The organism is Providencia xihuensis, assembly GCF_041953405.1.
Lineage (GTDB): Bacteria > Pseudomonadota > Gammaproteobacteria > Enterobacterales > Enterobacteriaceae > Providencia > Providencia vermicola.
The window spans coordinates 410,030-435,280 of sequence record NZ_CP169565.1 but is presented as its reverse complement, the minus strand read 5'-3'; the positions used below and the strand labels follow the sequence as shown (position 1 = coordinate 435,280).

24 protein-coding genes and 1 riboswitch are annotated in these 25,251 nt (G+C 43.1%); of the genes, 17 read left to right on the top strand and 7 right to left on the bottom strand.

What is annotated here, in order from left to right:
* Positions 1-79: 79 nt before the first annotated feature.
* Positions 80-871, bottom strand: coding sequence for an NAD(+) diphosphatase (nudC, locus tag ACE2AL_RS01925; RefSeq protein WP_206086791.1), 792 nt, complete (start codon positions 869-871; stop codon positions 80-82).
* 265 nt (positions 872-1,136) lie between these two features.
* Between nudC and ACE2AL_RS01920 the strand changes: the two genes are divergently transcribed.
* The 13 genes from ACE2AL_RS01920 (at position 1,137) to thiH (ending at position 13,229) form a co-directional block, all read left to right on the top strand.
* Entirely contained in the window at positions 1,137-2,189 is a 1,053-nt protein-coding gene (locus ACE2AL_RS01920; protein ID WP_375083907.1) for an ABC transporter substrate-binding protein, read from the top strand.
* Positions 2,190-2,221: 32 nt separating this feature from the next.
* Complete coding sequence (locus tag ACE2AL_RS01915; RefSeq protein WP_375083906.1) at positions 2,222-3,037, top strand: alkaline phosphatase family protein; 816 nt, start codon at positions 2,222-2,224, stop codon at positions 3,035-3,037.
* Positions 3,037-3,939: an ABC transporter permease gene (locus ACE2AL_RS01910; RefSeq protein WP_375084292.1), complete on the top strand. Its 903-nt coding sequence runs from the start codon at positions 3,037-3,039 to the stop codon at positions 3,937-3,939. Before ACE2AL_RS01915 ends, ACE2AL_RS01910 begins: the two co-directional genes overlap by 1 nt.
* On the top strand, positions 3,929-4,753 hold the full coding sequence (locus ACE2AL_RS01905) for an ABC transporter permease (protein WP_225820913.1): 825 nt from the start codon (positions 3,929-3,931) through the stop codon (positions 4,751-4,753). Before ACE2AL_RS01910 ends, ACE2AL_RS01905 begins: the two co-directional genes overlap by 11 nt.
* Entirely contained in the window at positions 4,753-5,769 is a 1,017-nt protein-coding gene (locus tag ACE2AL_RS01900) for an ABC transporter ATP-binding protein (protein WP_272539928.1), read from the top strand. Before ACE2AL_RS01905 ends, ACE2AL_RS01900 begins: the two co-directional genes overlap by 1 nt.
* 18 nt (positions 5,770-5,787) lie before the next feature.
* Positions 5,788-6,450, top strand: coding sequence for an HAD family phosphatase (locus ACE2AL_RS01895; RefSeq protein ID WP_272539918.1), 663 nt, complete (start codon positions 5,788-5,790; stop codon positions 6,448-6,450).
* Between the two features lie 121 nt (positions 6,451-6,571).
* Positions 6,572-7,423 carry a hypothetical protein gene (locus tag ACE2AL_RS01890; protein ID WP_375083904.1) on the top strand — a complete coding sequence of 284 codons (852 nt, stop codon included), beginning with the start codon at positions 6,572-6,574 and terminating at the stop codon, positions 7,421-7,423.
* Positions 7,424-7,535: riboswitch (TPP riboswitch) on the top strand.
* 147 nt (positions 7,536-7,682) lie between these two features.
* Positions 7,683-9,668: a phosphomethylpyrimidine synthase ThiC gene (thiC, locus tag ACE2AL_RS01885; protein ID WP_206086799.1), complete on the top strand. Its 1,986-nt coding sequence runs from the start codon at positions 7,683-7,685 to the stop codon at positions 9,666-9,668.
* Positions 9,652-10,317, top strand: a complete 666-nt coding sequence (thiE, locus tag ACE2AL_RS01880; protein ID WP_206086800.1) for a thiamine phosphate synthase — start codon at positions 9,652-9,654, stop codon at positions 10,315-10,317. Before thiC ends, thiE begins: the two co-directional genes overlap by 17 nt.
* Before the next feature lie 74 nt (positions 10,318-10,391).
* Positions 10,392-11,150, top strand: a complete 759-nt coding sequence (locus ACE2AL_RS01875; protein WP_375083903.1) for a ThiF family adenylyltransferase — start codon at positions 10,392-10,394, stop codon at positions 11,148-11,150.
* Positions 11,138-11,338, top strand: coding sequence for a sulfur carrier protein ThiS (gene thiS, locus ACE2AL_RS01870; protein WP_225820908.1), 201 nt, complete (start codon positions 11,138-11,140; stop codon positions 11,336-11,338). The genes ACE2AL_RS01875 and thiS overlap by 13 nt, the downstream gene beginning before the upstream one ends.
* Before the next feature lie 2 nt (positions 11,339-11,340).
* Positions 11,341-12,111: a thiazole synthase gene (locus ACE2AL_RS01865; protein WP_206086803.1), complete on the top strand. Its 771-nt coding sequence runs from the start codon at positions 11,341-11,343 to the stop codon at positions 12,109-12,111.
* Positions 12,108-13,229: a 2-iminoacetate synthase ThiH gene (gene thiH / locus ACE2AL_RS01860; RefSeq protein WP_272539920.1), complete on the top strand. Its 1,122-nt coding sequence runs from the start codon at positions 12,108-12,110 to the stop codon at positions 13,227-13,229. Before ACE2AL_RS01865 ends, thiH begins: the two co-directional genes overlap by 4 nt.
* A gap of 55 nt (positions 13,230-13,284) precedes the next feature.
* Here the strand turns inward: thiH and ACE2AL_RS01855 are convergent, their stop codons facing one another.
* From ACE2AL_RS01855 to ACE2AL_RS01830, 6 genes are all read right to left on the bottom strand, one after another.
* Positions 13,285-14,586, bottom strand: a complete 1,302-nt coding sequence (locus ACE2AL_RS01855) for a uracil/xanthine transporter (RefSeq protein WP_206086805.1) — start codon at positions 14,584-14,586, stop codon at positions 13,285-13,287.
* 258 nt (positions 14,587-14,844) lie between these two features.
* Positions 14,845-15,423, bottom strand: coding sequence for a DJ-1/PfpI family protein (locus tag ACE2AL_RS01850; RefSeq protein WP_206086806.1), 579 nt, complete (start codon positions 15,421-15,423; stop codon positions 14,845-14,847).
* Positions 15,424-15,511: 88 nt separating this feature from the next.
* Complete coding sequence (locus ACE2AL_RS01845; RefSeq protein WP_206086807.1) at positions 15,512-16,366, bottom strand: tagatose bisphosphate family class II aldolase; 855 nt, start codon at positions 16,364-16,366, stop codon at positions 15,512-15,514.
* A 115-nt stretch (positions 16,367-16,481) separates the two neighbouring features.
* Entirely contained in the window at positions 16,482-17,948 is a 1,467-nt protein-coding gene (locus tag ACE2AL_RS01840; RefSeq protein WP_375083901.1) for a DUF2264 domain-containing protein, read from the bottom strand.
* A gap of 63 nt (positions 17,949-18,011) precedes the next feature.
* Positions 18,012-19,619, bottom strand: coding sequence for a sulfatase (locus ACE2AL_RS01835; RefSeq protein ID WP_375083900.1), 1,608 nt, complete (start codon positions 19,617-19,619; stop codon positions 18,012-18,014).
* A gap of 23 nt (positions 19,620-19,642) precedes the next feature.
* Positions 19,643-20,878, bottom strand: coding sequence for an anaerobic sulfatase maturase (locus tag ACE2AL_RS01830; protein WP_206086810.1), 1,236 nt, complete (start codon positions 20,876-20,878; stop codon positions 19,643-19,645).
* 527 nt (positions 20,879-21,405) lie between these two features.
* Between ACE2AL_RS01830 and agaR the strand changes: the two genes are divergently transcribed.
* From agaR to agaV, 4 genes are read left to right on the top strand one after another with little or no spacing between them, the layout of a single operon-like run.
* Positions 21,406-22,182, top strand: a complete 777-nt coding sequence (gene agaR, locus ACE2AL_RS01825; RefSeq protein ID WP_206086811.1) for a transcriptional repressor AgaR — start codon at positions 21,406-21,408, stop codon at positions 22,180-22,182.
* A gap of 51 nt (positions 22,183-22,233) precedes the next feature.
* Entirely contained in the window at positions 22,234-23,517 is a 1,284-nt protein-coding gene (kbaZ, locus tag ACE2AL_RS01820; protein WP_206086812.1) for a tagatose-bisphosphate aldolase subunit KbaZ, read from the top strand.
* An 8-nt stretch (positions 23,518-23,525) separates the two neighbouring features.
* Entirely contained in the window at positions 23,526-24,710 is a 1,185-nt protein-coding gene (locus ACE2AL_RS01815) for an SIS domain-containing protein (protein ID WP_206086813.1), read from the top strand.
* Between the two features lie 34 nt (positions 24,711-24,744).
* Positions 24,745-25,239, top strand: a complete 495-nt coding sequence (gene agaV / locus ACE2AL_RS01810) for a PTS N-acetylgalactosamine transporter subunit IIB (RefSeq protein ID WP_206086814.1) — start codon at positions 24,745-24,747, stop codon at positions 25,237-25,239.
* The last annotated feature ends 12 nt before the right edge of the window (positions 25,240-25,251 follow it).

Sequence of the window (25,251 nt, the reverse complement as noted above, 5' to 3'; positions counted from 1 at the left end):
ATTATTAGTGGCCGCCGCAAATGGCTATAAGCAAAGATGGCTATTGTAACATGTAAAAGGCAACAATATCAGCGCACTGCTACTTGTCCGATTCGTACTCACTTTGACGACACAACGCTACTGTGTCCTCAATTAAGCGCCTTGCGATAGTATCCCCTGGAGGGATAAGCGGTAAGTCATTGTAATGATACCAATTTGCGCTGACTAACTCGTTTGGATCAACCTGAATATCACCGCTCTCATAATCCGCAAGGAAGCCCATCATTAAGGAATGAGGGAAAGGCCATGGCTGTGAAGAGACATAGCGAATATTTTTCACTTTTATCTGGCTCTCTTCCATGACTTCGCGCATAACGGCTTCTTCTAATGTTTCACCCACCTCAACAAAACCTGCTAATACGGTAAATAATGGGTTTTGGGAATGACGACGGTGCTGCGCCAAGAGAATATGGTCATCACGACGGATCCCTACGATAATACAAGGGGCAATTTGCGGGTAATAACGCTCATGGCAATGATCACACAAACACGCCCATTCTGTTGCACTGTGGCGCATTGCCGTACCACAGTAACCACAATAGCGGTGGGAACGATAGAATTCAGCCAGTTGTACGCCGCGCCCAGCTAGGCGGAATAAGCCTTCATCTTGCGCTGCAACAACCCGCGGAGACGCCATATCTGATGGCATTTTTTCTGCGATCAGCCAGACAATTTCCCCTTGCCATTCACCGATTGGTGTCGCACTTTTACCTTCTAATGAATAGTCTTTAGCACTGCCGCGTGGAATATCCCCTTTCGGTAACCACAATCGACCAGCGAAACAGACGAACCACCAGCCACTTTCTGTTCCTACTAACGTTAATTTATTCATTTTCTCTATCTTTTTTAGCTTTTTGTTGTTGATAAAAAGGTTGTCGATAAAAAATCAGTCTCGAATCACACAATACACTTCTTTGACACAATGTCATTCAAACGTTTGTTTCATTTCCTATCTCTGTCAATTTTGACAGTTTTTAGACAATTCATCCCTTAAAATGTCTAAAAACTGTCATAAAACGGTCAACTCACTGTCACTAATTAAAATTAGGATGCTCAGTAACCAATCTGGTTCACCGTTCCTCAAAAGTGAGAAAACAATGAAAGCTATCGTTCCTGCGATTTTACTATCACTGACCGCATCCAGTATGACATTTGCTGCTGATGCTAATTTAACAGAGTTAATCAATGCAGCGAAAAAAGAAGGGCAAGTTTACAGCGTTGGGATGCCTGATTCTTGGGCAAACTGGAAAGGAACTTGGCAAGATTTAGCCACGCAATATGGCTTAAAACACCAAGATACGGATATGAGTTCCGCACAAGAAATTGCCAAATTTGCCGCCGAAAAAAATAACGCAACGGCAGATATTGGGGATGTAGGCGCATCGTTTGGCCCTGTAGCGGTACAAAAAGGAGTCACCCAGCCTTATAAACCCACCACATGGTCACAAATTCCTGATTGGGCAAAAGATAAAGATGGCCACTGGGCATTAGCCTATACCGGTTCAATTGCCTTTATGATTAATAATGACTTAGTTAAAGATGCACCAAAAAGTTGGGACGACTTATTAAAAGGCAAATACAAAGTCACCGTAGGTGATGTTGGCATTGCAGCACAAGCCAACAATGCCGTTTTAGCCGCTGCATTTGCCCGCGGTGGTGATGAAAATAACCTTAAACCTGCCATTGAATTGTTTGCTGAGTTAGCTAAGCAAAAGCGCCTATCAGTCAATGACCCTACCGTTGCAAATATTGAAAAAGGTGAAGTGGAAGTTGGGATCTTATGGGACTTTAACGCCTTGAATTATCGCGATCAGATCAACCGAGATCGTTTTACTGTTGTCATTCCATCCGATGGCTCAGTGATCTCTGGCTACACCACTATCATCAATAAATTTGCAAAAAACCCAAATGCGGCCAAGTTAGCTCGTGAATTTATTTTCAGTGATAAAGGTCAGTTGAACCTGGCAGAAGGCTATGCTCGTCCAATTCGTGCCCAATATCTGACATTACCTGATGATGTTAAAGCAAAATTACTACCAGAAGAACAGTATAAAAATGTTCAGCCAATCAAAGATGCTGACGGCTGGGAAAAAGCATCGCGTAATTTACCAAAAATGTGGCAACAACAAGTTCTGATCCACCAGCAGTAATTGAATTTGTTGAATTTAGGAATAAAAGTCTGATGTCTGAAAAAGTCATACTTGTTGTCCTAGACGGCTTAAGTTATTCAGTAGCCCATCAGTGTATGGGCTATCTCAATGGACTTATCAAAGCCGATAGCGCAACACTTTATCAATTGGAGTGCGAACTCCCTTCCATGTCCCGCCCGTTGTATGAATGCATTTTAACAGGTGTGCCGCCAGTGAAAAGCGGGATCGTCAACAATGAGGTTGTACGTTTATCCCACTTTGACAGCATTTTCTCTCTCGCACGTCTTGCAGGCAAAACCACAGCAGCTGCCGCTTATTATTGGGTGAGCGAGCTATATAACCGCGCACCATTCGTGGCGACTCGCGACCGCTTTACGCACGATGAATTGCTCACTATTCAGCACGGCTGTTTTTACCAAGCAGACAGCTACCCCGATGACCATCTCTTGCTGGATGCAGAGTATTTGCGTAACCAATTTGCTCCTGACTTCTTGTTGATTCACCCGATGAACATTGACGATACAGGGCACAAGTTCGGGTTTGATTCACCGCAATACCGCAATGCAGCTCGTCATGCCGATATTATTTTGTCGAATTACATCCCAACATGGATTGAGCAAGGCTATCAAATTCTTGTCACTAGTGACCATGGCATGAACAATGACCGTAGCCATGGCGGTACACTCCCCGAAGAGTGCTGGGTTCCGCTGTTTGTTATGGGTTCAAAATTTGCCCATCAGCCTTGTGATATTCAGCAAACTGACATTTGTGGCACAGTATGCCGTTTATTGGGTATCGACCCGCTCGACAAGCCTGTGTGTGATGCGCTATTACAAGGAGATGCATGATGGCTGACCTGACTGCGCCCTACGAGCAAGCCCAACCACAGCTGGGGAAAATGGCCATGTTAAAAAAAACCTTTGCCCGTTTTCATTGGCGCGCAGCATTACTCTTGTTGCCCTTTTTTCTATTGTTTGGCCTATTTCAACTCGCCCCGATGATTTGGGTGTTTATCAACAGTTTTATCTATGAAGAAGCCTGGTCCTTAGGTAATTACTTTGATGTGTTTACCAATGATTTTTACCTGCAAGCCTTCGAAAATACCTTATGGTTATCGTTGATTTGTAGCGTGATCGGTTTGTTTATCGCTAGTGTTACCGCCTTTTCTATCTACAAGATGCAAGGCAAGGTGCGCCGAATGATGATTTCATTCACCACTATGGCAAGTAACTTTAGCGGCGTTCCGCTGGCCTTCGCGTTTATCATTATTTTGGGCTTTAATGGCGCAATCACTTTGCAGCTCAAAGCGTGGGGGATTATCGAAGATTTTAATATCTACAGCGCCAGCGGGTTAATGCTGCTTTATGTCTATTTTCAAATTCCACTCGGTGTATTGTTGCTCTACCCTGCCTTTGATGCCCTCAAACCTGAGTGGGAAGATGCGGCAAAAACCATGGGGGCTAGCAAATTAACCTATTGGTTGAAAGTCGCTATTCCAGTGCTTTCCCCAGCTTTACTTGGCACTTTTATTATCTTAATTGCCAATGCGATGGGTGCGTACGCCAGTACCTATGCGTTAACCAGCGGTAACTACAACCTTGTGACCATCCGTATTGCCAGTTTAGTGTCTGGTGATTTATTCCTCGAGCCAAATATGGCGGCGGCGTTATCCGTCCTACTTATCGCTATCTTAGGGTTTATCACGGGTATCCATCATTGGTTAATCAAGCGGAGCTACCATGCAAAATAACAATGTGATTAGCCCTATAATAACCAATAAGAACTCTGGATTATGGTTTCATAAGTTAGTGCTAATCAGTGTTGCCAGCTTATTAGCACTGCCTATTATTGCTACGTTTGTGTATTCCATCGCCAGTTCTTGGGGCGCAACCGTGTTACCCGATGCTTTGTCCATTAAATGGTATCTGCAATTGTGGCAAGACCCGCGGTTTTTAATGGCATTTGGCCGTTCGTTAATTATCTGTTTTGGCACGCTGTTAATCAGTACCTTGGTCATTTTACCGATGACATTTGCTGTGTTTTATCGCTTTCCCAAGCTAAAAGGGCTAATGGATTTATTGATAATCCTCCCTTTTGCGATCCCCCCCGTGGTGTCGTCCGTCGGTTTATTGCAAATTTTCGCGGATGAACCATTTATGTTAGTGGGCACTCCATGGATCTTAATTGGCACCTATTTCACCATCACACTGCCATTTATGTACCGCGCCCTCGCCAATAGTTTTCAAGGGATTAACTTACATGACCTAATGGATGCGGCACATTTGCTGGGGGCAAATACCTTTAATGCTTTCATGATGATTGTGCTGCCAAATATTCGCAAAGGCATGTTGGTTTCATTATTAATTTCATTTTCATTTTTGATGGGTGAGTTTGTGTTTGCCAATATTTTAGTGGGAACACGTTATGAGACCTTGCAAATCTACTTGTTCAATATGCGCCAAACCAGTGGGCACTTCACTTCTGCACTAGTGATGTCTTACTTCTTATTTACGTTATTGCTGACGTGGTTAGCAATGCGTTTAAATCGTTCAGGAGATGAATGATGAGCTATGTTATTGCTGAAAACTTAACGAAATCTTTCGGGTCAAATCAGGTCTTCGCCGATATTCAATTTACCATTGAAAAAGGCGAATTTATCACCCTATTAGGGCCAAGTGGTTGCGGGAAATCAACGTTATTACGCTGTATTGCAGGCCTTGAGCAACCTAATAGTGGTGAGCTTTATATTAACCACAAAAATATTACTCACCAACCTGCCCAACAACGCGGTGTGGGCATGGTGTTTCAAAGCTATGCGCTATTCCCCAATATGACCGTCGCAGACAATATCGCCTTCGGCTTAAAAATACGTAAAATCGATAGCAACGAAAGAACCAAAGCCGTTGCAGAAGTAATCGAACTGGTTGAATTGCAAGGTAAAGAGCAGCAATTTCCCCACCAATTGTCAGGCGGACAGCGCCAACGCGTGGCACTAGCAAGGGCGCTAGTAATGAAACCGCAAATTTTATTACTCGACGAGCCGTTATCCGCCCTTGATGCACGCATTCGTAAGCATTTGCGCCAGCAAATTCGACATATTCAGCGGGAACTTGGGCTAACGACGATTTTTGTCACCCATGACCAAGACGAAGCGATGATCATGTCTGATAGGATCTTTTTGATGAATAAAGGGCAGATCGTACAAAGTGATACGGCAGAGAATATTTATACCCAGCCAGCGAACGAGTTTGTTGCTCGTTTTATGGGGCACTACAATTTGGTGGATGCTCACAAAGCCAATACCATGTTAGGGTTAAATTTACAGGGTACACTCGCCATCCGCCCTGAATCTATTTATGTGAAAGAAGCGGGTCGCCAATACGGTACACATATTTCTCACCCTGTGGATGCCGTGATTTTAGATCATCAGTTGCTTGGCAATATTATTCGTTATAGCGTGAATACCCCTGTAGGAGATATGACCGTCGACCTACTCAATCGCTCTTCTGAACGTTTATTTGAACCTGGCACCCGCCTTGAGTTAATGTTTAATAAAAATGAAATTCGCGCACTTAGCTAATCATACGATAGGAATATAATGCAAAACCAATTAGCCATTTTTGACTTAGATGATACGTTGATTCAAGGGGATAGCAGCGTATTGTGGACACAATACCTGTGGGATAAGCAAATCATCAGTGACCCGCAGTTTGTGGAAGCCGATAAAGCCATGATGGCGCAGTATAATGCAGGCACTTTGGATATGCCGACTTACCTGCATTTTAACCTGCAAACCCTCGCTAATATCAAAACGGAACAAGTGGATATCTGGCTGGATGATTTCGTGCAAAGCGTGGTTTTACCAAAGATCTACCCTGAAGCGAGTCAAACGATCGCCCGCTACCGCGCCAAGGGGATCCCGATTATTGTGATCTCTGCAACCGTTTCATTTATTGTCAAAAAGATCGCGGCTCAACTCAATGCCGATGTCGCCATGGGCATTGATATTAAGCAGCAAAATGGCTGCTATACGACCGAAATTGATGGTATTCCAACCTTTAAGGAAGGTAAGGTTAAACGCCTTATGAATTGGGTTCGCCACCAGCCAATCACCGATGCGTATGTATACTTCTACACCGACTCTGCTAACGACCTCCCGATGTGCCAATTCGCCGACGAAACGTTTATTGTCAACGGCGACCACCGACTTCTCCAAGCCGCCAATGAAAATAATTGGCCGCAATATCAGTGGAATTTATAAACCTTATTGTTATCCGAACCTTGATTTCAATTTTTTAGGTTTTAGGTTTTAACTAACTTGCCTTTCAAAGGTTCCTCTAAATTATTCGTGCTAGAGGAAGGAGATAAATAGAATTATCCCGATGAGCATACATAAGTATGTGACTTGGGGAGCCGAGCGCAGCCAACGCACTTATCGCTTGAAGAATGACGAGGAAATAACCTTATTCCACTTTAATTTCCTCTTTCCTCTAAATAATTCAAGTGAGAAGAAGGCGGTAAACGAGGATATCCCAAGGAGCATACATAAGTATGTGACTTGGGGAGCCGAGCGCAGCCAACGCACTTATCGCTTGAAGAATGACGAGGAAATAACCTTATTCCACTTTAAGTTCCTCTTTCCTCTAAATAATTCAAGTGAGAAGAAGGCGGTAAACGAGGATATCCCAAGGAGCATACACAAGTATGTGACTTGGGGAGCCGAGCGCAGCCAACGCACTTATCGCTTGAAGAATGACGAGGAAATAACCTTATTCCACTTTAATTTCCTCTTTCCTCTAAATAATTCAAGTGAGAAGAAGGCGGTAAACGAGGATATCCCAAGGAGCATACACAAGTATGTGACTTGGGGAGCCGAGCGCAGCCAACGCACTTATCGCTTGAAGAATGACGAGGAAATAACCTTATTCCACTTTAATTTCCTCTTTCCTCTAAATAATTCAAGTGAGAAGAAGGCGGTAAACGAGGATATCCCAAGGAGCATACACAAGTATGTGACTTGGGGAGCCGAGCGCAGCCAACGCACTTATCGCTTGAAGAATGACGAGGAAATAACCTTATTCCACTTTAATTTCCTCTTTCCTCTAAATAATTCAAGTGAGAAGAAGGCGGTAAACGAGGATATCCCAAGGAGCATACACAAGTATGTGACTTGGGGAGCCGAGCGCAGCCAACGCACTTATCGCTTGAAGAATGACGAGGAAAGCTTATACTGAAATCTCTTGTCGGAGTGCCTAGTATGCATAGCATCAGGCTGAGACCGTTAATTCGGGATCCGCGGAACCTGATCGGGTTAATACCCGCGAAGGGAACAAGAGTAATCACTCAGCGCCATTTTTGACCTTTTCCTTTTGGTGAAAATTTAAACGCAACGTCTTTTTTATTACTCCTCCGAACTCCTGACAAGCAACTTTCTTTCGATAAACCCGCTTGGTGCGCTTTGCATCATAGCCGTGACAATGTCAGGAAATTGCTATGTCCAATATTACAAATAATGTTATACCGACCGCTGATTTATCCCCACAAGCTGCACCTGCTCGCACGCGTAAGGCCCAACGTGACGCTGCTGAAAACTTTATCAACACCGTTTCTGGTGTTTCATTTCCGAATTCTGAGCGTATTTATCTCCAAGGTTCAAGAGACGATATTCAAGTCCCGATGCGAGAAATCCAGCTTTCGCAAACCCTCATTGGTGGCGACAAAGATAACCCGCAATTTGAAGATAACGAACCCGTTCCTATCTACGATACCTCAGGCCCTTACGGCGACCCAACATCAGAACTCAACGTTCACAAAGGCCTGAAAAAAATTCGCGCACCGTGGATAAACGAACGTTCAGACACCACCGAAGTCGAAAACTTAAGTTCTGACTTCACACAACAGCGTCTCGCTGATGCGGGTCTCGACCACTTACGCTTTAACAACCGCCCACACCCATTAAAAGCGCAAACCAACAAATGCGTCACCCAACTTCACTACGCTCGTAAAGGCATCATTACCCCAGAAATGGAGTTTATCGCCATCCGCGAAAATATGGGTCGTGAACGTATTCGTGGTGAGGTTTTGCTGCAACAACATCCAGGGCAAGGCTTTGGGGCTAATTTGCCCGAAAATATCACGCCTGAGTTTGTTCGCCAAGAAGTCGCCGCGGGTCGCGCCATCATCCCAGCCAATATCAATCACCCTGAATCTGAGCCGATGATTATTGGCCGTAACTTCTTGGTGAAAGTGAACGCCAATATCGGCAACTCGTCGGTCACTTCATCCATCGAAGAGGAAGTGGAAAAACTGATTTGGTCAACGCGCTGGGGCGCAGATACCGTAATGGATTTGTCCACAGGCCGCTACATCCATGAAACCCGTGAATGGATTTTACGTAATAGCCCAGTCCCCATCGGCACAGTTCCCATCTACCAAGCCCTTGAAAAAGTCAATGGCGTAGCGGAAAACCTGACGTGGGAAATGTTCCGCGATACGTTATTAGAACAAGCCGAGCAAGGCGTTGACTACTTTACTATCCATGCTGGAGTCTTGCTGCGTTACGTACCAATGACCGCTAAACGCTTGACGGGCATTGTCTCGCGCGGTGGTTCTATCATGGCAAAATGGTGTTTATCTCATCACCAAGAAAACTTCCTGTACGAAAACTTCCGCGAAATTTGTGAAATTTGTGCCGCTTACGACGTTTCCTTGTCATTAGGTGATGGCTTGCGCCCAGGCTCCATCCAAGATGCAAACGATGCCGCACAATTTGCCGAACTTCATACCCTTGGCGAGTTAACCAAAATTGCGTGGGAATATGATGTCCAAGTGATGATTGAAGGCCCCGGCCACGTACCGATGCAGATGATCCGCCGCAACATGACGGAAGAGTTGGAGCATTGCCACGAAGCCCCATTCTATACCTTAGGGCCGCTCACAACCGATATTGCACCAGGTTATGACCACTTTACCTCAGGCATTGGTGCAGCAATGATCGGCTGGTTTGGTTGTGCAATGCTCTGTTATGTCACACCAAAAGAGCATTTGGGCCTGCCGAACAAAGACGATGTTAAACAAGGGCTTATCACCTATAAAATTGCAGCGCACGCAGCTGACCTTGCCAAAGGCCACCCAGGTGCACAAATTCGCGACAATGCCATGTCAAAAGCACGTTTCGAATTCCGTTGGGAAGACCAATTTAACTTGGCATTAGACCCCGAAACCGCACGTAAATATCACGATGAAACCTTGCCACAAGCTTCGGGGAAAATTGCCCATTTCTGTTCAATGTGTGGGCCGAAATTCTGTTCGATGAAAATCTCCCAAGAAGTACGTGATTACGCAGCCCAAAAAGAAGCAAACGAAAAAGAAGCGGGTATGGAACAGATGTCTGAAGCCTTCCGAGCCCACGGTAGCGAGCTATACCATGGCGCAGAAATTGTGAATGCAGAGGTCGCTGATAATGAAAAAATCGCCTAATCCTATTATTACGCCAACATCGCCATTTCCCGAAACCGAGCAATACCTCGGTCTCTACCCTGTTGTTGATTCCGTTGAATGGATTGAACGCCTGCTTAGTGCAGGTGTTTCCACCCTTCAATTACGCATCAAAGACAAAGCGGATGCTGATGTACGCGATGATATCCAAAAAGCTATTGCTTTGGGTAAAAAACATAACGCACGGTTATTTATCAACGACTACTGGCGCTTAGCCGTGGAGTTTGGCGCTTACGGCGTACACCTTGGTCAAGAGGATTTGGAAACCACTGACTTGCTGGCAATCCACCAAGCAGGGCTTCGGTTAGGCATTTCAACTCACGATGAACATGAGTTAGCCATCGCCAAATCCGTGCGCCCCTCTTATATTGCAATGGGGCATATTTTCCCCACACAAACCAAAGAGATGCCGTCATCTCCTCAAGGATTGGAAACGCTAAAAGCGATGGTTGAGGCAACACCTGATTACCCAACTGTCGCCATTGGTGGAATATCCATTGAGCGCGTACCTGCTGTTTTAGCAACAGGTGTTGGCAGTGTGGCACTGGTCAGTGCAATTACCAAAGCCGATGATTGGCGGGCAGCCACTGAAACGTTACTGAATTTAATTGAGCGTCATCGCGCTTGTTAATTAATTCATAATCAAATAATTAGCCGTGTATTTAGTGAAATAGACACACGGTTGATAATTCGAGGAATTTAATCATGTTAAGTGACCAAGAATTCATGCGTTACAGCCGCCAGCTATTACTTGAAGACATTAGCCCTGAAGGGCAACAAAAACTGAAAAATAGCAAAGTGCTGATTGTCGGTTTAGGTGGGTTAGGCTCTCCCGCATCCCTCTATTTAGTTGGTGCAGGCGTTGGCGAATTATGGCTTGCTGACCACGATAACCTGCATGTCTCTAATTTACAAAGACAAGTGCTCTACAATACTGATGATATCGAACAGTCAAAAGCCCAACTTGCAGCAAAGAGGCTTCATCAACTCAACCCGCTCGTGAAAACACGAGCAGTTGTGCAAAAACTAGAAGTTGAAACATTAATCCCACTCGTTGAGCAGGTCGATTTAGTGCTTGATTGCTGCGATAACATGGCAACACGCCATGCCGTCAATGCCGCCTGCGTCATGACCAACACGCCACTCGTTAGCGGTAGCGCAGTGGGCTTTGGTGGACAGCTAATGGTGCTCGAACCGCCGTTTAGTTCAGGGTGTTACGCCTGCCTTTACCCCGATCAAGATGAACCTGAGCGAAACTGCCGCACAGCGGGAGTATTAGGGCCTGTCGTTGGTGTTATCGGTACGCTACAAGCACTTGAAGCCCTTAAATTACTTGTCGGGTTGCCTTCATCTTTAAGCGGAAAACTACGCTTGTTCGATGGAAAACAACAACAGTGGAACACTTTGCAGTTAACGCCTTCGCTGCAATGTCCAGTTTGTCGGGAAGAAGCATGCATATCCTAATTAATGACCAAACTATGGCGCTTGATGCCCCGCTGACTGTCAACCAGTTATTTGAGACGCTAGGCCGCTCCACCGCTGGCACAGCGCTGGCTATCAACCAAGTGATCATTCCAAAGAGTCAGTGGGATTCTCATCTCATTAATGACCAAGACAATATCTTGTTATTTCAAGCTATCGCTGGGGGCTAACAATGTTAAAAATCGCCGATTTTACCTTTCAATCACGTCTATTTACAGGAACAGGAAAGTTTGCCAATGCCAGGCTAATGCAAGATGCCATTCAAGCCTCAGGTAGCCAATTAGTCACCATGGCCATGAAACGAATTAATTTGCGTGGACAGGATGATGGTATTTTACAACCTCTTCAAGAGCTTGGCGTAAAGCTTTTACCCAATACATCGGGGGCAAAAAACGCCCAAGAAGCGGTATTTGCTGCCCGCCTTGCTCGAGAGGCACTTGGCACCAACTGGGTCAAACTCGAAATTCACCCTGATATGCGCTATTTATTACCCGATCCTATCGAAACCCTGCTCGCCGCGGAGCAGCTCGTCAAAGAAGGGTTTGTGGTATTACCTTATTGCAGTGCAGACCCTGTACTGTGCCGCCGTCTTGAAGAAGTTGGCTGCGCGGCAGTCATGCCATTAGGTGCGCCTATCGGCACCAATAAAGGCTTAGCCACTAAAGAGATGCTGCGGATTATTATCGAGCAAGCCACCGTGCCCGTTATTGTCGATGCAGGGATTGGCGCACCGAGCCACGCCGCAGAGGCTATCGAAATGGGGGCTGATGCGGTGTTGGTGAATACCGCGATTGCCGTTGCCAAGCACCCCATTTTAATGGCGAAAGCCTTTAAACTTGCCGTCGAGGCCGCTGAACTAGCTTATCAAAGTGGATTAGCGGCACCGAAGCAACAAGCCCAAGCTTCCAGCCCACTCACCAGCTTTTTGGAGGCATTATCATGATCCCCCGTTTCCAAGAGCGCTTAAGTACATTGGATTGGGACGACACAACACTGCGAATCAACAGCAAAACCGCCCACGATGTAGAACACGCTTTAGCGAGTGATATCCTCACCCTCGATGATTTTATGGCGCTGCTCTCCCCTGCTGGACGCCCTTATGTCGAGGCAATGGCACAAAAAGCACAAAGACTCACCCGCCAACGTTTTGGTCATGCAGTTGGGTTTTACGTTCCTCTTTATTTATCCAATCTCTGCGCAAACGATTGTACTTACTGTGGTTTTTCGATGAGTAACAAAATCAAACGCAAAACACTCAATGATGCTGAGATAATCAATGAGTGCGAAACGATCCGCAAAATTGGGTTTGATAGCTTATTGTTAGTCACAGGGGAACATCAAAGTAAAGTGGGGATGGATTATTTCCGCCATACCTTGCCTATCATTCGCCCTTATTTCAGTTCGTTGATGATGGAAGTGCAGCCATTAAGCACTGACGAATATAAGGAATTGAAAACATTGGGCTTAGATGGTGTGATGGTGTATCAAGAAACATACCATGAGCCAACCTACCAGTTGCATCACCTCAAGGGTAAAAAACAAGATTTCCACTGGCGTTTAGCCACCCCTGAACGCCTTGGTGAAGCTGGTGTGGATAAAATTGGTCTTGGGGCATTAATTGGTTTATCTAATAGTTGGCGCACCGATTGCTACATGGTGGCCGAGCATTTACTGTATTTGCAGCAATATTATTGGCAAAGCCGCTATTCCATTTCATTTCCGCGTTTGCGCCCTTGTGCGGGTGGCGTTGAGCCTGCATCACTGATGAATGAAGCGGAATTGGTCCAACTCATTTGTGCCTTTCGGTTACTTGCCCCCAATGTTGAGCTTTCACTGTCGACTCGTGAGTCTCCGTATTTTCGCGACCATGTAGTACCACTCGCGATTAATAATGTCAGCGCAGGCTCAAAAACCCAACCAGGTGGCTATGCAGATACCAAAGAAGAGCTAGAACAATTTTCCCCAAATGATAACCGCAGTGCCGCACAAGTAGCGAATGCACTTGTGCAAGCCGGTTTACAGCCCGTTTGGAAAGATTGGGATGGTTATTTAGGCCGTTAAAATTTTACTGAAAAAAGAGCATTAGCTGCACAACCGCTTAGTGCTCTTTTATTATTTAGGAGATTTTATCCCACTTGATCGTATTTTCTAAAATAAGAGCCAATATAATGCCTATAAGTAACCCATTACCCAGTAAAGAACTAAACATTGTTGGTAACGAATTTAGTACCGCTGCAGGTGCTGACATCAAAAAAATGCCAATAAAAATAGGTAATGCGAGGCGATAAATATTACGTGCATTTAATTTCATATCCGTCAGAAATGAAAATGACGAAAACAATAACGGCAAATAAGTTGCTAACATAACCGCGCTACCAATGGCTAACGGCAAAGAGCGGAAAAATTGAGTCAATACTGCAACCCCGCCCACACATAAGAAAATAAGGCTGCCAATAGTAAAAGAGATACGTGAACAGTCTTTTGTTTGAGTAATTAGACCAATTGATGAAACAAACGGTGAAAAAGGCACTACGCCTATCGGCGCTGCTAATATTGTTACAACTCCTGACATCATAAAACTACGCCGATATAAGGACTTAACGGGTAATGAATTAGGGTAAAAAACATCCGTTCCGCGCATTGCTCCAAACGTATTTGATGTGTTTAATATCCCAGCCAAAATCGCTGTTATCACAATGCTTATATTAATTTCATCAGAGCGGCCTAATGGAAATAATACCCATTCCCCTGATGAAACAGATGATATCGTGCTACCAAATAACCCACTATAGGCAACCCACCCTATGATTGTTCCAATCAATAATGCATATTTGCTAATATTCACGGGTAAATACACAATTACCCCTATTACAAATATCAGTACTGCGAGCGCCAAAAAGAATACAGGATAATTAACTGTAATATTTTCACTGCCAACACCAAAGGGTAGCCCTAACATTCCTTTTAAAAAAATAGTGACCAGTTGCGCGCCAAGTAAAAACATAAAGACCACCAGCACACCAGGCTTGAACAAACCCGCTAACCAACCACCAAGACCGCTTAGGCCAATAAGAATAGTAATAATCCCAGACAGAAAAATCCCCATGGCTAAACTCCATCCAATCGTCTCAAGAGGAGTTCCTTGCATAGATTCTGACAAAGTTACGGTTAAAATTGTTGCCCACCACAACCCTGTTGGCCCCTCCATCACGGAGCGTTTATGGCCTATAAATGCTTGCAACAAGCAAGCTAAAGCTGTTAATAAAAAAGCATACTGAGTAATAACAAACGTGGTTTGTGGTGACAAATGAAAAGCAGACTGTAACGTCGGGGGAATAACAACCGTATTACAAAAGATAAAAAAGAACCATTGAAAGCCAGAAATAATATTATTTTTTGTAATAGCAATATTCCGCATTTTCATTCCTTACCGGTGATTATATATCTGACCAGCTTAATGTTTATAACGGAAAATTTCTAATTTAAATCTAATTGTTATGATATTTATAAATCATCATTTATTCTTATCATTATAAAAAATAGCTTCATACGCTATTAATTCTCTATTTTTATTTTCATTCGACTAGTTGATAAAAATAAAGCGGGGGAAAATATTATTCCCGCTTTATTTATTACCTTTATTGCCGATATAAAAGTACGTAGTTACCAATAAAAATTATAGATAGGAAAGCGGCCAGTGTTTAAAATAAATATGCTTAGCTTGCCAATCCACTTTATCAATATTGTCGACCAATAAATGTTTTGCAACTGTAAATGCAAATTCAAAACTCACACCAAGCCCTTTTGCACTGATAAACTTTCCATCAACAACAACATCCTGATCAAGATAAATACCATCATTAAATTTTTCAGCCAGCTTGTCGCCTGTACTATAGTATCTCCCTTCCAGTAACTCGTGTGCGGCTAATACCTTTGCGCCTGAAGAGCATAGTGCACAAATATATTTATCCTCATGTATATGCCGACGAAGAAAATCAACCACCTTTTCATTCGCATACAAGCGATCAGTTCCTTTTGGCCCCCCAGGCATCATCACCGCATCATAACTATGGGCTAGCTTATCGACTAAAAGATGATCTGCACTAATTTTAGTACCAAAATACGTATTTAAAACAAGCGTATCCATGCAAGACAGCACATCTACATGAATATCTAACCGGCGCATGACATCAATGAAAACGACCGCTTCTCCTTCCTCAAAACCATCAGCGAGTAAAACAGCAACTTGTTTCATAACATTCCTTTTTTTAAAAAGATCTACTGCGTATCATCAACAACAAATTTGGTTTATACATCAAACAAATTCAGATTATTTTGGCTTATTAAAGTGTTCCATCACTTTTACAAACACGAATTTTATCCATCACAACCGCTTTCATCGCCGCCTTTCCGGGAACCAGATAATGACGGGGATCTGTCGCTTCTGGGTTTTCAATGAAATACTGCTTAATTGCATCAGAAAATGCGATTTTGAGTTCTGTTGCGACATTGACTTTACAAATTCCAAGCTCAATACAATGCCTAACATCCGCATCAGGGATCCCCGAAGCACCATGAAGCACTAAAGGCACATCTGTTTTTTTACGGATTGCTTCTAGCCTAGCGAAATCCAGATGTGGCTCACTTTTGTACATACCGTGAGCTGTTCCGATTGCAACGGCTAATGAATCAATACCCGTTCTTTGAATAAAAGTAACGGCGGCATCAGGGTCAGTAAAAAGCGCATCCGCGGCATCAACAACTAAGTCATCTTCTTGTCCGCCTAAACGCCCCAGCTCCGCTTCTACTGTGCAATCCCATTGATGACAGAAATCAACAACCCGTTTAACGATTTGAATATTTTCATCAAACGGAAAATGAGAAGCGTCAATCATCGCAGAGCGCACCCCCGCAGAGACTTTCTGGAAAATATCTGGAATATCTTCATGATGATCGAGATGTAAAGCGACTGGGACTTTATAGCGCTCAGCCGCTTGCTGACAAATAGCGATCAAGTAGTCACTTCCTGCATAAGAAAATGTACTCGGTGTCCCCGCTAAAATAACGGGAGACGCCATTTCTGCGGCAGTTTCCATAACAACTTGAATGGTCTCCAAATTGTGAATATTAAATGCGGGAACTGCATAGCCTCCCAGTTGGGCTTTGTTCAACATATTACGGGTAGATACCAAGTACATAGTCGCCTCTTAACTTTCGATTGATTTCGATTAATATTAAACGAAAGAATAGGAAAGGTAAAAGATCTAAATCACATTTCCATCCCTTTCGCACTGAAAGCAAATGAAAGAAAGGCTAGAAGTAGTGAGCCATTTTAGAGCTATAACTCGTGACTCCTTTACGTAACAGATTGTTTTTAGGGCGCCTTGATTGACCTAATAGCATTTCAACTACTTTCTGAGAACATAACTGCTTTTCTAAGCAACGTGTCAGAGGAGATTGTTGTTTGAGGTAATCTTCACGAAATATCACAGTAACCTCTTGTGTTTCTTTCACACCAATAACCGTTGCTGCAATGGACGATATTTCGAAATGAAAGTCTGAGTGTTCAATTGGCAGCGGACTGCTAGGGCTATCCCAAAGTTGAATGCGGTTGCCACAATACAAAGCAATAATCACTGCACGTAATGACCAAAAACTACTCGCAGGACCACTATAATTATCGACTAAGCGGGCATCATAACCAAATAAACCTTGAGTTGGCGCTCCTGCTTTTAAAGCACCATGGCCAATAAAATAACGTAAAGTGCTTTCTAGTGCATTTTTAGCCTCACCCACACTCACTGCATCACCACCTAAATCAACGCCTGCAAGTAAAGGCGCGGACACCGCGAGGCGATAACATGCACTGCGGCCAAAAAAAGGGATCCCTTGTGGTGTCATAAAATAACGATAATGATGGTTAAACTGATTTAGTGAACTACGAATGAATTCTTCATCGAAGTCTGGGCAAATTTGGTTTAGCCAATATAATGAGTAGTAAAATCCCCATGCATTGTAATAATCGAAGTTACCTTTCGCGCCATCTCGAAACCAGCCATCACCCACGTAAAATTGTTTCACTCTTTCATACCGCCACGTTGCAATGGCATCTCGACCAGTGAGAGCTTGGAGCACAAATTGCACAGTAAGCGGGAAAAGGTGCCAGTTATTATCAACGATATCGCAATGATTAACCTGTTCAAACCACTCAATAATTCGTTGTTGCGCAAGGTTATCTAATTTTTCCCATACCCACTCACGACTCAACCAGAGAGTCAGCGCTAAATCTGCAGATTCACAAATTTTTTGGTCATAATTTTCAAGCCTTCCCCAATAGCCTTTATGAGCAGGGTCTGTACCATGTAAAAATGCATTTTTGATGATTTCAGAAAGGTCAATTGATGCTAAATTTAACCCATTCAATGTTGCTTTTTGGCTGTGAACTAGCCATGAAGCAAGTAAAGGTAATACCCTACTAACCCCTTCTAGGGCATCAGTTCGCACTGTTTGCTGGCCTGGGCTACCAGGGTAGTAAGCGTGGGAGTAACCCCATGTTTGATAATGAACAAAGGCTTCCGTGGTATAGCGTACTAATAATTCGCAAAGAACTGAAAGGGGTTGATTTTCATCTTGAAAGGCTTTGGTGATGTGGTTATCGTTACATTGATAGGCTGACTTTCTAATTAATCTTCGAATGATATTCTCTTTGAATAACTTCTGATAAATTTTGATATCAGGGTGTTCATAAGGCAGCTTTGGGCGTTCAGTCGGTATTGTCATACGTATTTCTCTATGATGCAAACAGGCGCATCCTTGCGCGCAGATTAAAATAAAATCTTGTGTTTATTTTGCTGATTCAATCAGAACTTGGTAACGATCTTGCCCCCATACAACGGGTTTAGGCTTATCTTTAACCCATTGATAATAAGCAGATTTTAACTCTTTTACTTTTTCTGGATATTGCGCCGCTAAATCATTCGATTCGGCTGGGTTTTGTTTATCATTGAATAATTGAAGCTGGTTAGAACCATCATCATAAAAATAAAGTGCCCATTCCCCATCACGGATCGCCCATGAACCTTTCGATAGTTTTTCTAAATTTGGGTTGTTTGGAATTTCTTTGCGTTGATAAGTGATCCATTCATGGTAGCCATGCCAAAAATCTTGGTTTTCTTCGCTGTAATGTTTCGTCCCTGGCCCTGTCCAATACAGGTAGTCATGTGGTGACTTTTCTGCTTTACCCATTAAGAGTGGCATAATATTTTTGCCTTCAACCTTCATGCTATCAGGTATGGAAATCCCTGCGTTTTGTAATGCAGTTGGTAAGATATCAATCGCAGAGACCATCGCATCACTCTGTTTACCCGCTGGAATATGCCCTGGCCAATAAGCGACAAATGGAACACGTACACCACCATTAAACATTTGTCCTTTAAAGCCTTTATCCATCGCATTCATTGGCATTGGCGACTCATGCACTGCGCCATTGTCAGAAATAAAGAAAATTAGCGTATTATTTAATTCACCATTTTCCTTTAGCGTGTTGATAATTTTGCCAATTCCCTCATCAGCCGCATTTAATGCAGCAAAATATTTGTCGGCTTCAACATTACCCGTGTTGAATTTATCCATGTATTTCGCTGGCGAGGCTTCTTCTAATGGGATGTGTGGTACGCTGTATGAAAGATTGATAAAGAAAGGTTTATCTTTGTGCCCATCAATGAAATTAATAGTTTCATCCGTTAGTAAATGCGTGGTATAGCCAGACGCTGGCACATTTTCACCATTTCGCCACATTGCCGGAGAGTTCCAAAGTGCCGCTCCCGATGCATAGAAACTATACGCATAATCGAAACCTCTTTCATGAGGTGAAAAACCAGGCTCTGGTGTCGAAATCATATTATCGTGATAATCACGAGTTTGCTTTTCTGATGCAATTTTAGGTTTTTTCAAGACCTTCGCATTATGCCATTTCCCGATACTAGCTGTGGCATAACCATTTTCTTGGAATAGTGCCGGTAATAGTTTGATGTCTTGTGGAATACCTAACATCGCATCATCATTACTGTAAGTGCCAAAGCTCGCAGGAGAACGCCCAGTAAAAATACCCGCTCGTGATGGGCCACAAACAGGATGAGCAACAAATGCATTGGTCATCTTAATTCCACCAGCAGCCATATCCGCAACATTTGGCATTGCCACTCTTGCTGCTTCCACCATCTGATTAATATCACCCTGATAACGCTGTGGTGACGGGCGCTGTGCAAGTTCTTTGACATCAAGACTATCAAGCACAAAATCGAGCTGCCCTGTTCCTAAGTCATCCATGATAATCAATAAAACATTCGGCTTTTCTGGTGTCCCGCCCGCATTCGCCGCAATGGGAGGCACTAGGCTACTCGCTGCTATCAATCCAGCTAGCAGGCTTCTCTTCATAGAAGGTAATCTCACAAAAATATCTCCAGATAATATGATTATTGCTTGTAAGCATGCTGTATTGCACCCAGTGCATCACTGGCTAAAGCGCCACGTGATATCGCTTGGCGCATTAACTGCATACCTAAAGCGGTATGATGAAAAATCTTTTTATATGAATGACATAAATAATTATGGCGATATTTTTCACCTTCTATCGCCGTGATCCGGTGCTTAGGGCAACCACCATAACAAAGGCTTTGAACCTCACAGCGCTGGCAAAGATTAGTTAGCTTGTCATATTTATTTTGCCCAAAACGGACTTGCTGCTTAGAGGAGACAATACGAGAAAGGGAGTGTTGTTGTACGTTACCTAATCGATTTGCGGGGTACACATAGTGGTCACAGGAATAGACATCCCCATTAGATTCAATAATCAGCGCTTGCCCACACGTTTTAGATTGCACACAGGTTGATGCTGGATAGCCCATCCAAGTCCCTAATAAGCTATCAAATAGACGAATATAAACTTTGCCAATATCTCCTTGATGGATCCATTCATCAAAAACATCAGCCATAAACTGCCCATAACCTTCAGCGGGCACTGAAAAAGGTGCCATTACGGCATTTGGCCCAGGTGCATAATGGCCACCTTGGATATGAGGAAAGCGCCTATCCACCTCAACAATAGGGATAAACTGAAAAAACGTGGAACCCAATGCTTTCAAAGCACGGTACGTTTCTTTCCCTTTCCGCCAATTTTGGTCATTAACAACGGTTAAGGTATTAAATTCAACACCATATTCGATCAAAAGCTGAATTGCTTTTTTAACACGCTCAAAAGTTGGGTTGCCATTAACGGAAATTCGATATTTATCATGAACTGCTTCTAAACCATCAATAGATACACCGATTAAAAAATGATGATCTGCAAAAAACTGCGCCCATTGCCGATTAATCGCTATCGCATTAGTTTGCACACTGTTTGTGATGGTTTTTCCTTGGGCATATTGCTTTTGATATTTTACAACTCGCTCAAAGAATTCGAGCCCTGCAAGTGTTGGCTCACCACCTTGCCATGAAAAATCGACCTGCTCACCTGCATGGGACTGGATATAGTCTTTGATATAACGACGTAGCACGTTATCAGGCATAACGTCATGTTGGTCTTGCGCAGGTTGCTCGTGAAACACATTTTCTTTTTCCAGATAAAAACAGTATTCGCATTTAATATTGCAGCGATAACTCGTGGGTTTCGCCATCATATGAAAGTAAGTGGGTTGGTTTGCAGGCATTTAAATTAATCCGAAACAGTCAGGTTATTTTTATAGCATTACCCAAAACACGAAAAATCAAAAGAGATTGAAATCACAAAATAGCAAAATGAAAGGATTTGAAAGAAAGTAGTTTGAGTTAGAACAATTGAAGAGAGTATAAATAACATACAGTAAACCGCTGACTTTTGTTTTTGATTTAAAGAAACTTCTCTTCCTTTCGAAATTTAAATATCACCTTCACACTTTATGCCGATTTTTGAGCTTATATTCCGCGAATTTTTTGCAAATATTGCTAATATTTATGCAAAACACCGAGTTTGCTCAGTAAAAGTACAATTATTGATACTTTATTGATTGGATACTTTCTTATTCGAAGATATGATATTTAAAATTTGAAAATATCCGTAAGCAAACAACACGCAAATCGAAACTTTGTGAAAGAGATCAAAAGTTTTGTTTTTTTTCGTTGTCGGTATTTTTTAGCGTAGTAAACTTAATTCGAAATCAAATGAAAGCAAATCATTTGGTTTCGTAAGGAGACGAAAGTGAAAGCGGCAGTTGAACGGCGTATGGAAATCCTCGACATGATTAACCAACAAGGTAAAGCACGAGTCGAAGATTTAGCCGAAATATTTAAAGTTTCAAGTGTCACCATCCGTAGCGATTTAAGCTTTCTTGAAAAGAATGGTTATGTGGTCCGCTCCCATGGGGCAGCAATTCCGAATACTGGGTTTATTGCTGAACTAAGCATCCACGAAAAGCGTGGGCAGAATGCGGGCACAAAAACATTAATAGGGGAAGCCGCCGCCGCGCTCATTAATGATGGCGACACGATCATTTTAGACTCGGGGACAACGACACGGGAAATTGCGACACACTTAAAGTCGCGGGATAACGTCGTTGTCATGACTAACGGTTTAGATGTCGCAATGGAGTTAGCAACAGCCGCAGGCGTTGATGTACTAATGACTGGCGGCGCATTGCGCAAAAATGCTTTATCGTTTTCTGGCTCACAAGCAGAAAATAGCCTCAGAAATTATCGTTTTGACAAGGTTTTTCTTGGGGTTGATGGATTCGATTTACGCGTTGGTATCACAACACACAATGAACAGGAAGCTAGCCTTAACCGGTTAATGTGTGAAATCTCGGAAACAGTTATTGCGGTTGCTGATTCTACGAAATTTGGTAAGCGCAGTTGTCATATGATCCGTGAATTCGCTGATATTGATGTTTTGGTGACAGACTCTGGGATTCCTGAAGAATATGTCCAAGAGTTGAAAAACCATAAAATTGAAGTAGTCATCGTCGATAAAGAGCAATAATTCGCTAACTCCATTAACAATACAACCGTGTTGATTGTGGAGTTAGTATTAATGCATCCTTTAGAAAAGATTGTTCAGCAAAATAAACTTGGTAAACAGAATGGTATTTATTCTGTTTGCTCAGCCCACCCATTTGTGATTGAAGCATCATTGCACCAAGCGCTGGATAATGATTCCTTTCTTTTAATTGAAGCCACATCGAATCAAGTTGACCAATTTGGTGGCTATACGGGTATGACTCCGGCTGATTTTTTCAATTATGTAGTTGAAAAAGCAGAAAAAATCAATTTCCCTCTGAATAAGTTAATTCTTGGTGGTGACCATTTAGGTCCTAATCGTTGGCAAGGGCTTAATGCCGCTGATGCCATGAATAATGCGGATGTCTTAATTGAGCATTACGTTGCCGCAGGGTTCAAGAAAATCCACCTTGATTGCAGTATGTCCTGTGCAGATGATCCCGTTCCACTCACGGATGAAATTGTTGCACAACGTGCCGCTCGACTCGCCGTTATTGCAGAAAAGACCGCCAAAGAAAAATTCGGTTACAGCGATATCGTGTATGTTATTGGTACAGAAGTTCCTGTACCTGGTGGAGCAACTGAAGATCTTGAAGGCGTTGAAGTGACAGCCCCACAAGCCGCGAAGAAAACATTAGACTGCCATGCGAAAGCATTCGAAAAAGCAGGTATCAGTGATTGCTGGACACGTGTTATTGGCCTAGTCGTTCAACCTGGCGTGGAGTTTGACCATATTCATGTTATTGATTACCAACCCCAAAAAGCACAAGCCTTGAGTAAAGTTGTTAATGACTATCCTCACCTCGTTTTTGAAGCACACTCAACCGATTACCAAACACCAGATGCCTATAAGCAGCTCGTTCAAGACCACTTTGCCATTTTAAAAGTTGGCCCTGCTTTAACATTTGCTATGCGAGAAGCACTCTATTCTCTATGTGAAATTGAGGATGAAATGTTCCCGACGGAACAGTGTTCCCACTTAAAAGAGAAAATGGAACAGCTGATGTGCCGTGAGCCAGAATTTTGGCAAAAGTACTACCATGGTGATGCCCAGCAGCAAGCGTTTGCACGCGTTTATAGCTTTAGTGACCGAATTCGTTATTACTGGCCTGATAAAGAAATTAACCAAGCCATAGAAACACTGATGGCTAACTTATCTTCAAAACCGATCCCGTTACCACTTTTAAGCCAATACATGCCGCATCAATTCCAACAATTGAGAGAAGGCATGATCGACGGCTCAGCGAAGTCCTTTATTTTTGCAAAAATTCGCGACGTACTTTCGGTATATGCCGATGCATGTAAATTTAGTCACTGAGGTTTGACATGGAATATTTAAGCTATCAAACACCTGAACTCGAAAAGCTAAACGCATTCTGGACAGCAAAAGAAATTGAACAACAACCTGAGTGTTGGGAAAAAACAAACCAGCTAATACAAAAGCAACGCGCTGAAATTGATGCATTTTTAGCTAAAGTACTTCAGGCATCAAACGCACGGATTATCATGACAGGTGCTGGAACATCAGCCTTTGCAGGGCGCGCTCTTGCCCCTGTTCTAACAGGCCATTTAAAACGTCGCGTAGATGCCATTGCCACCACGGATTTAGTTGCCGACCCAAAAGAATATTTAGCGGAAGACGTACCAACGTTACTCATTTCTTTTGCTCGCTCGGGCAATAGCCCCGAAAGTGTTGCCGCCCTCGATGTGGCAGAAAAATGCTTAACTCAATGTTATCACTTAGTTTTAACCTGTAACGAACAAGGACAGCTATATCGTTATTGCCAAAATAATACCCATGCATTAGCCATTTTAATGCCTGAAGAGTCAAATGACCGTTCATTAGCAATGACGTCAAGCTTTTCATCCATGATGATGGCTGCACTGTGTATCTTCTTAACCGAATCCTTCTATTTAAACGAAATTAAACCTTATTTCCAAGATTATCACGACAGTTATACCCAATTTAACCGTCGTATCCGGGAAGATTATGCAGGTAAATTTAAACGAGTCATTTATTTAGGTAGTGGTGGCCTACAAGGATTAGCACAAGAAGCCGCCTTAAAAATGTTGGAATTAACGGCTGGTAAGGTCGTTGCTAACTTCGATACTCCTTTAGGCTTTCGCCATGGACCGAAATCTATCGTCAATAAAGAAACGTTGGTCGTGCTGTTTCTGTCAAACGATAAATACACCAGACAGTATGAAACTGACTTATTAAGAGAGGTAATTCACGATAATGCTTCAGCAAAAGTGATCGCGGTCACCTCCTCTTCTGATGACACACAAATAGAAGAAAGTTTTGTTTATATTAAAAAAATGGAGAAATGCTCAGACTCAGCCCTGTTTTTTCCTTATTTAATGTTAGCACAGGCCTTTGCATTCCATAGTTCCATTGCACTGGGGAATACACCTGATAACCCATCTCCAACTGGAGAAATTAATCGAGTTGTTCAAGGTGTCACTATTTACCCGTTCTCATATCAAGAAGATGGCGTCATACCTTCTTAATGATAAATATAGCTAATAATAAGAGAGCAATTATATGCACGCACCAAATATTGTCTGGACCCGAATCGATGAGCGTTTATTACATGGGCAAATTCGAATCACTTGGGGTAAACACACTGAAGCAAATTTAATTCTTGTTGCTAATGACGATGCTGCGGATGGCCCTAACGCCGCTTTTATGCAAGCAGGAATGAAAGCCTCCGCGGGTGGAGAATATGCCGTCCGGTTTTTCTCTATTGAAAAAACCATTGATGTCATTCACAAAGCATCTCCTCGTCAAAAAATCTTTATTCTTTGCAATAACCCAACAGATGTTGCTCGTCTTGTCGAAGGCGGCGTTCCTATCACTCACTGCAACGTCGGCAATATGCATTTCCATGAAGGAAAGCGCCAAATTGCCAAAACGGTGTCAGTGGATGAAAGCGACTTAGATGCATTTCGTCGGCTTGTTAACAAAGGAGTAGCTTGCACGATTCAAAATACTCCCGATCAAACCCCCGTTAATGTTCTGACTCTCGCATCAGCATAGGCAGAGTGAAAT

Coding starts and splice junctions, on each gene's coding strand:
- nudC (WP_206086791.1), bottom strand. CDS start 871: ATGAATAAATTAACGTTAGTAGGAACAGAAAGTGGCTGGTGGTTCGTC.
- ACE2AL_RS01920 (WP_375083907.1), top strand. CDS start 1,137: ATGAAAGCTATCGTTCCTGCGATTTTACTATCACTGACCGCATCCAGT.
- ACE2AL_RS01915 (WP_375083906.1), top strand. CDS start 2,222: ATGTCTGAAAAAGTCATACTTGTTGTCCTAGACGGCTTAAGTTATTCA.
- ACE2AL_RS01910 (WP_375084292.1), top strand. CDS start 3,037: ATGGCTGACCTGACTGCGCCCTACGAGCAAGCCCAACCACAGCTGGGG.
- ACE2AL_RS01905 (WP_225820913.1), top strand. CDS start 3,929: ATGCAAAATAACAATGTGATTAGCCCTATAATAACCAATAAGAACTCT.
- ACE2AL_RS01900 (WP_272539928.1), top strand. CDS start 4,753: ATGAGCTATGTTATTGCTGAAAACTTAACGAAATCTTTCGGGTCAAAT.
- ACE2AL_RS01895 (WP_272539918.1), top strand. CDS start 5,788: ATGCAAAACCAATTAGCCATTTTTGACTTAGATGATACGTTGATTCAA.
- ACE2AL_RS01890 (WP_375083904.1), top strand. CDS start 6,572: ATGAGCATACATAAGTATGTGACTTGGGGAGCCGAGCGCAGCCAACGC.
- thiC (WP_206086799.1), top strand. CDS start 7,683: ATGTCCAATATTACAAATAATGTTATACCGACCGCTGATTTATCCCCA.
- thiE (WP_206086800.1), top strand. CDS start 9,652: ATGAAAAAATCGCCTAATCCTATTATTACGCCAACATCGCCATTTCCC.
- ACE2AL_RS01875 (WP_375083903.1), top strand. CDS start 10,392: ATGTTAAGTGACCAAGAATTCATGCGTTACAGCCGCCAGCTATTACTT.
- thiS (WP_225820908.1), top strand. CDS start 11,138: ATGCATATCCTAATTAATGACCAAACTATGGCGCTTGATGCCCCGCTG.
- ACE2AL_RS01865 (WP_206086803.1), top strand. CDS start 11,341: ATGTTAAAAATCGCCGATTTTACCTTTCAATCACGTCTATTTACAGGA.
- thiH (WP_272539920.1), top strand. CDS start 12,108: ATGATCCCCCGTTTCCAAGAGCGCTTAAGTACATTGGATTGGGACGAC.
- ACE2AL_RS01855 (WP_206086805.1), bottom strand. CDS start 14,586: ATGCGGAATATTGCTATTACAAAAAATAATATTATTTCTGGCTTTCAA.
- ACE2AL_RS01850 (WP_206086806.1), bottom strand. CDS start 15,423: ATGAAACAAGTTGCTGTTTTACTCGCTGATGGTTTTGAGGAAGGAGAA.
- ACE2AL_RS01845 (WP_206086807.1), bottom strand. CDS start 16,366: ATGTACTTGGTATCTACCCGTAATATGTTGAACAAAGCCCAACTGGGA.
- ACE2AL_RS01840 (WP_375083901.1), bottom strand. CDS start 17,948: ATGACAATACCGACTGAACGCCCAAAGCTGCCTTATGAACACCCTGAT.
- ACE2AL_RS01830 (WP_206086810.1), bottom strand. CDS start 20,878: ATGCCTGCAAACCAACCCACTTACTTTCATATGATGGCGAAACCCACG.
- kbaZ (WP_206086812.1), top strand. CDS start 22,234: ATGCATCCTTTAGAAAAGATTGTTCAGCAAAATAAACTTGGTAAACAG.
- ACE2AL_RS01815 (WP_206086813.1), top strand. CDS start 23,526: ATGGAATATTTAAGCTATCAAACACCTGAACTCGAAAAGCTAAACGCA.
- agaV (WP_206086814.1), top strand. CDS start 24,745: ATGCACGCACCAAATATTGTCTGGACCCGAATCGATGAGCGTTTATTA.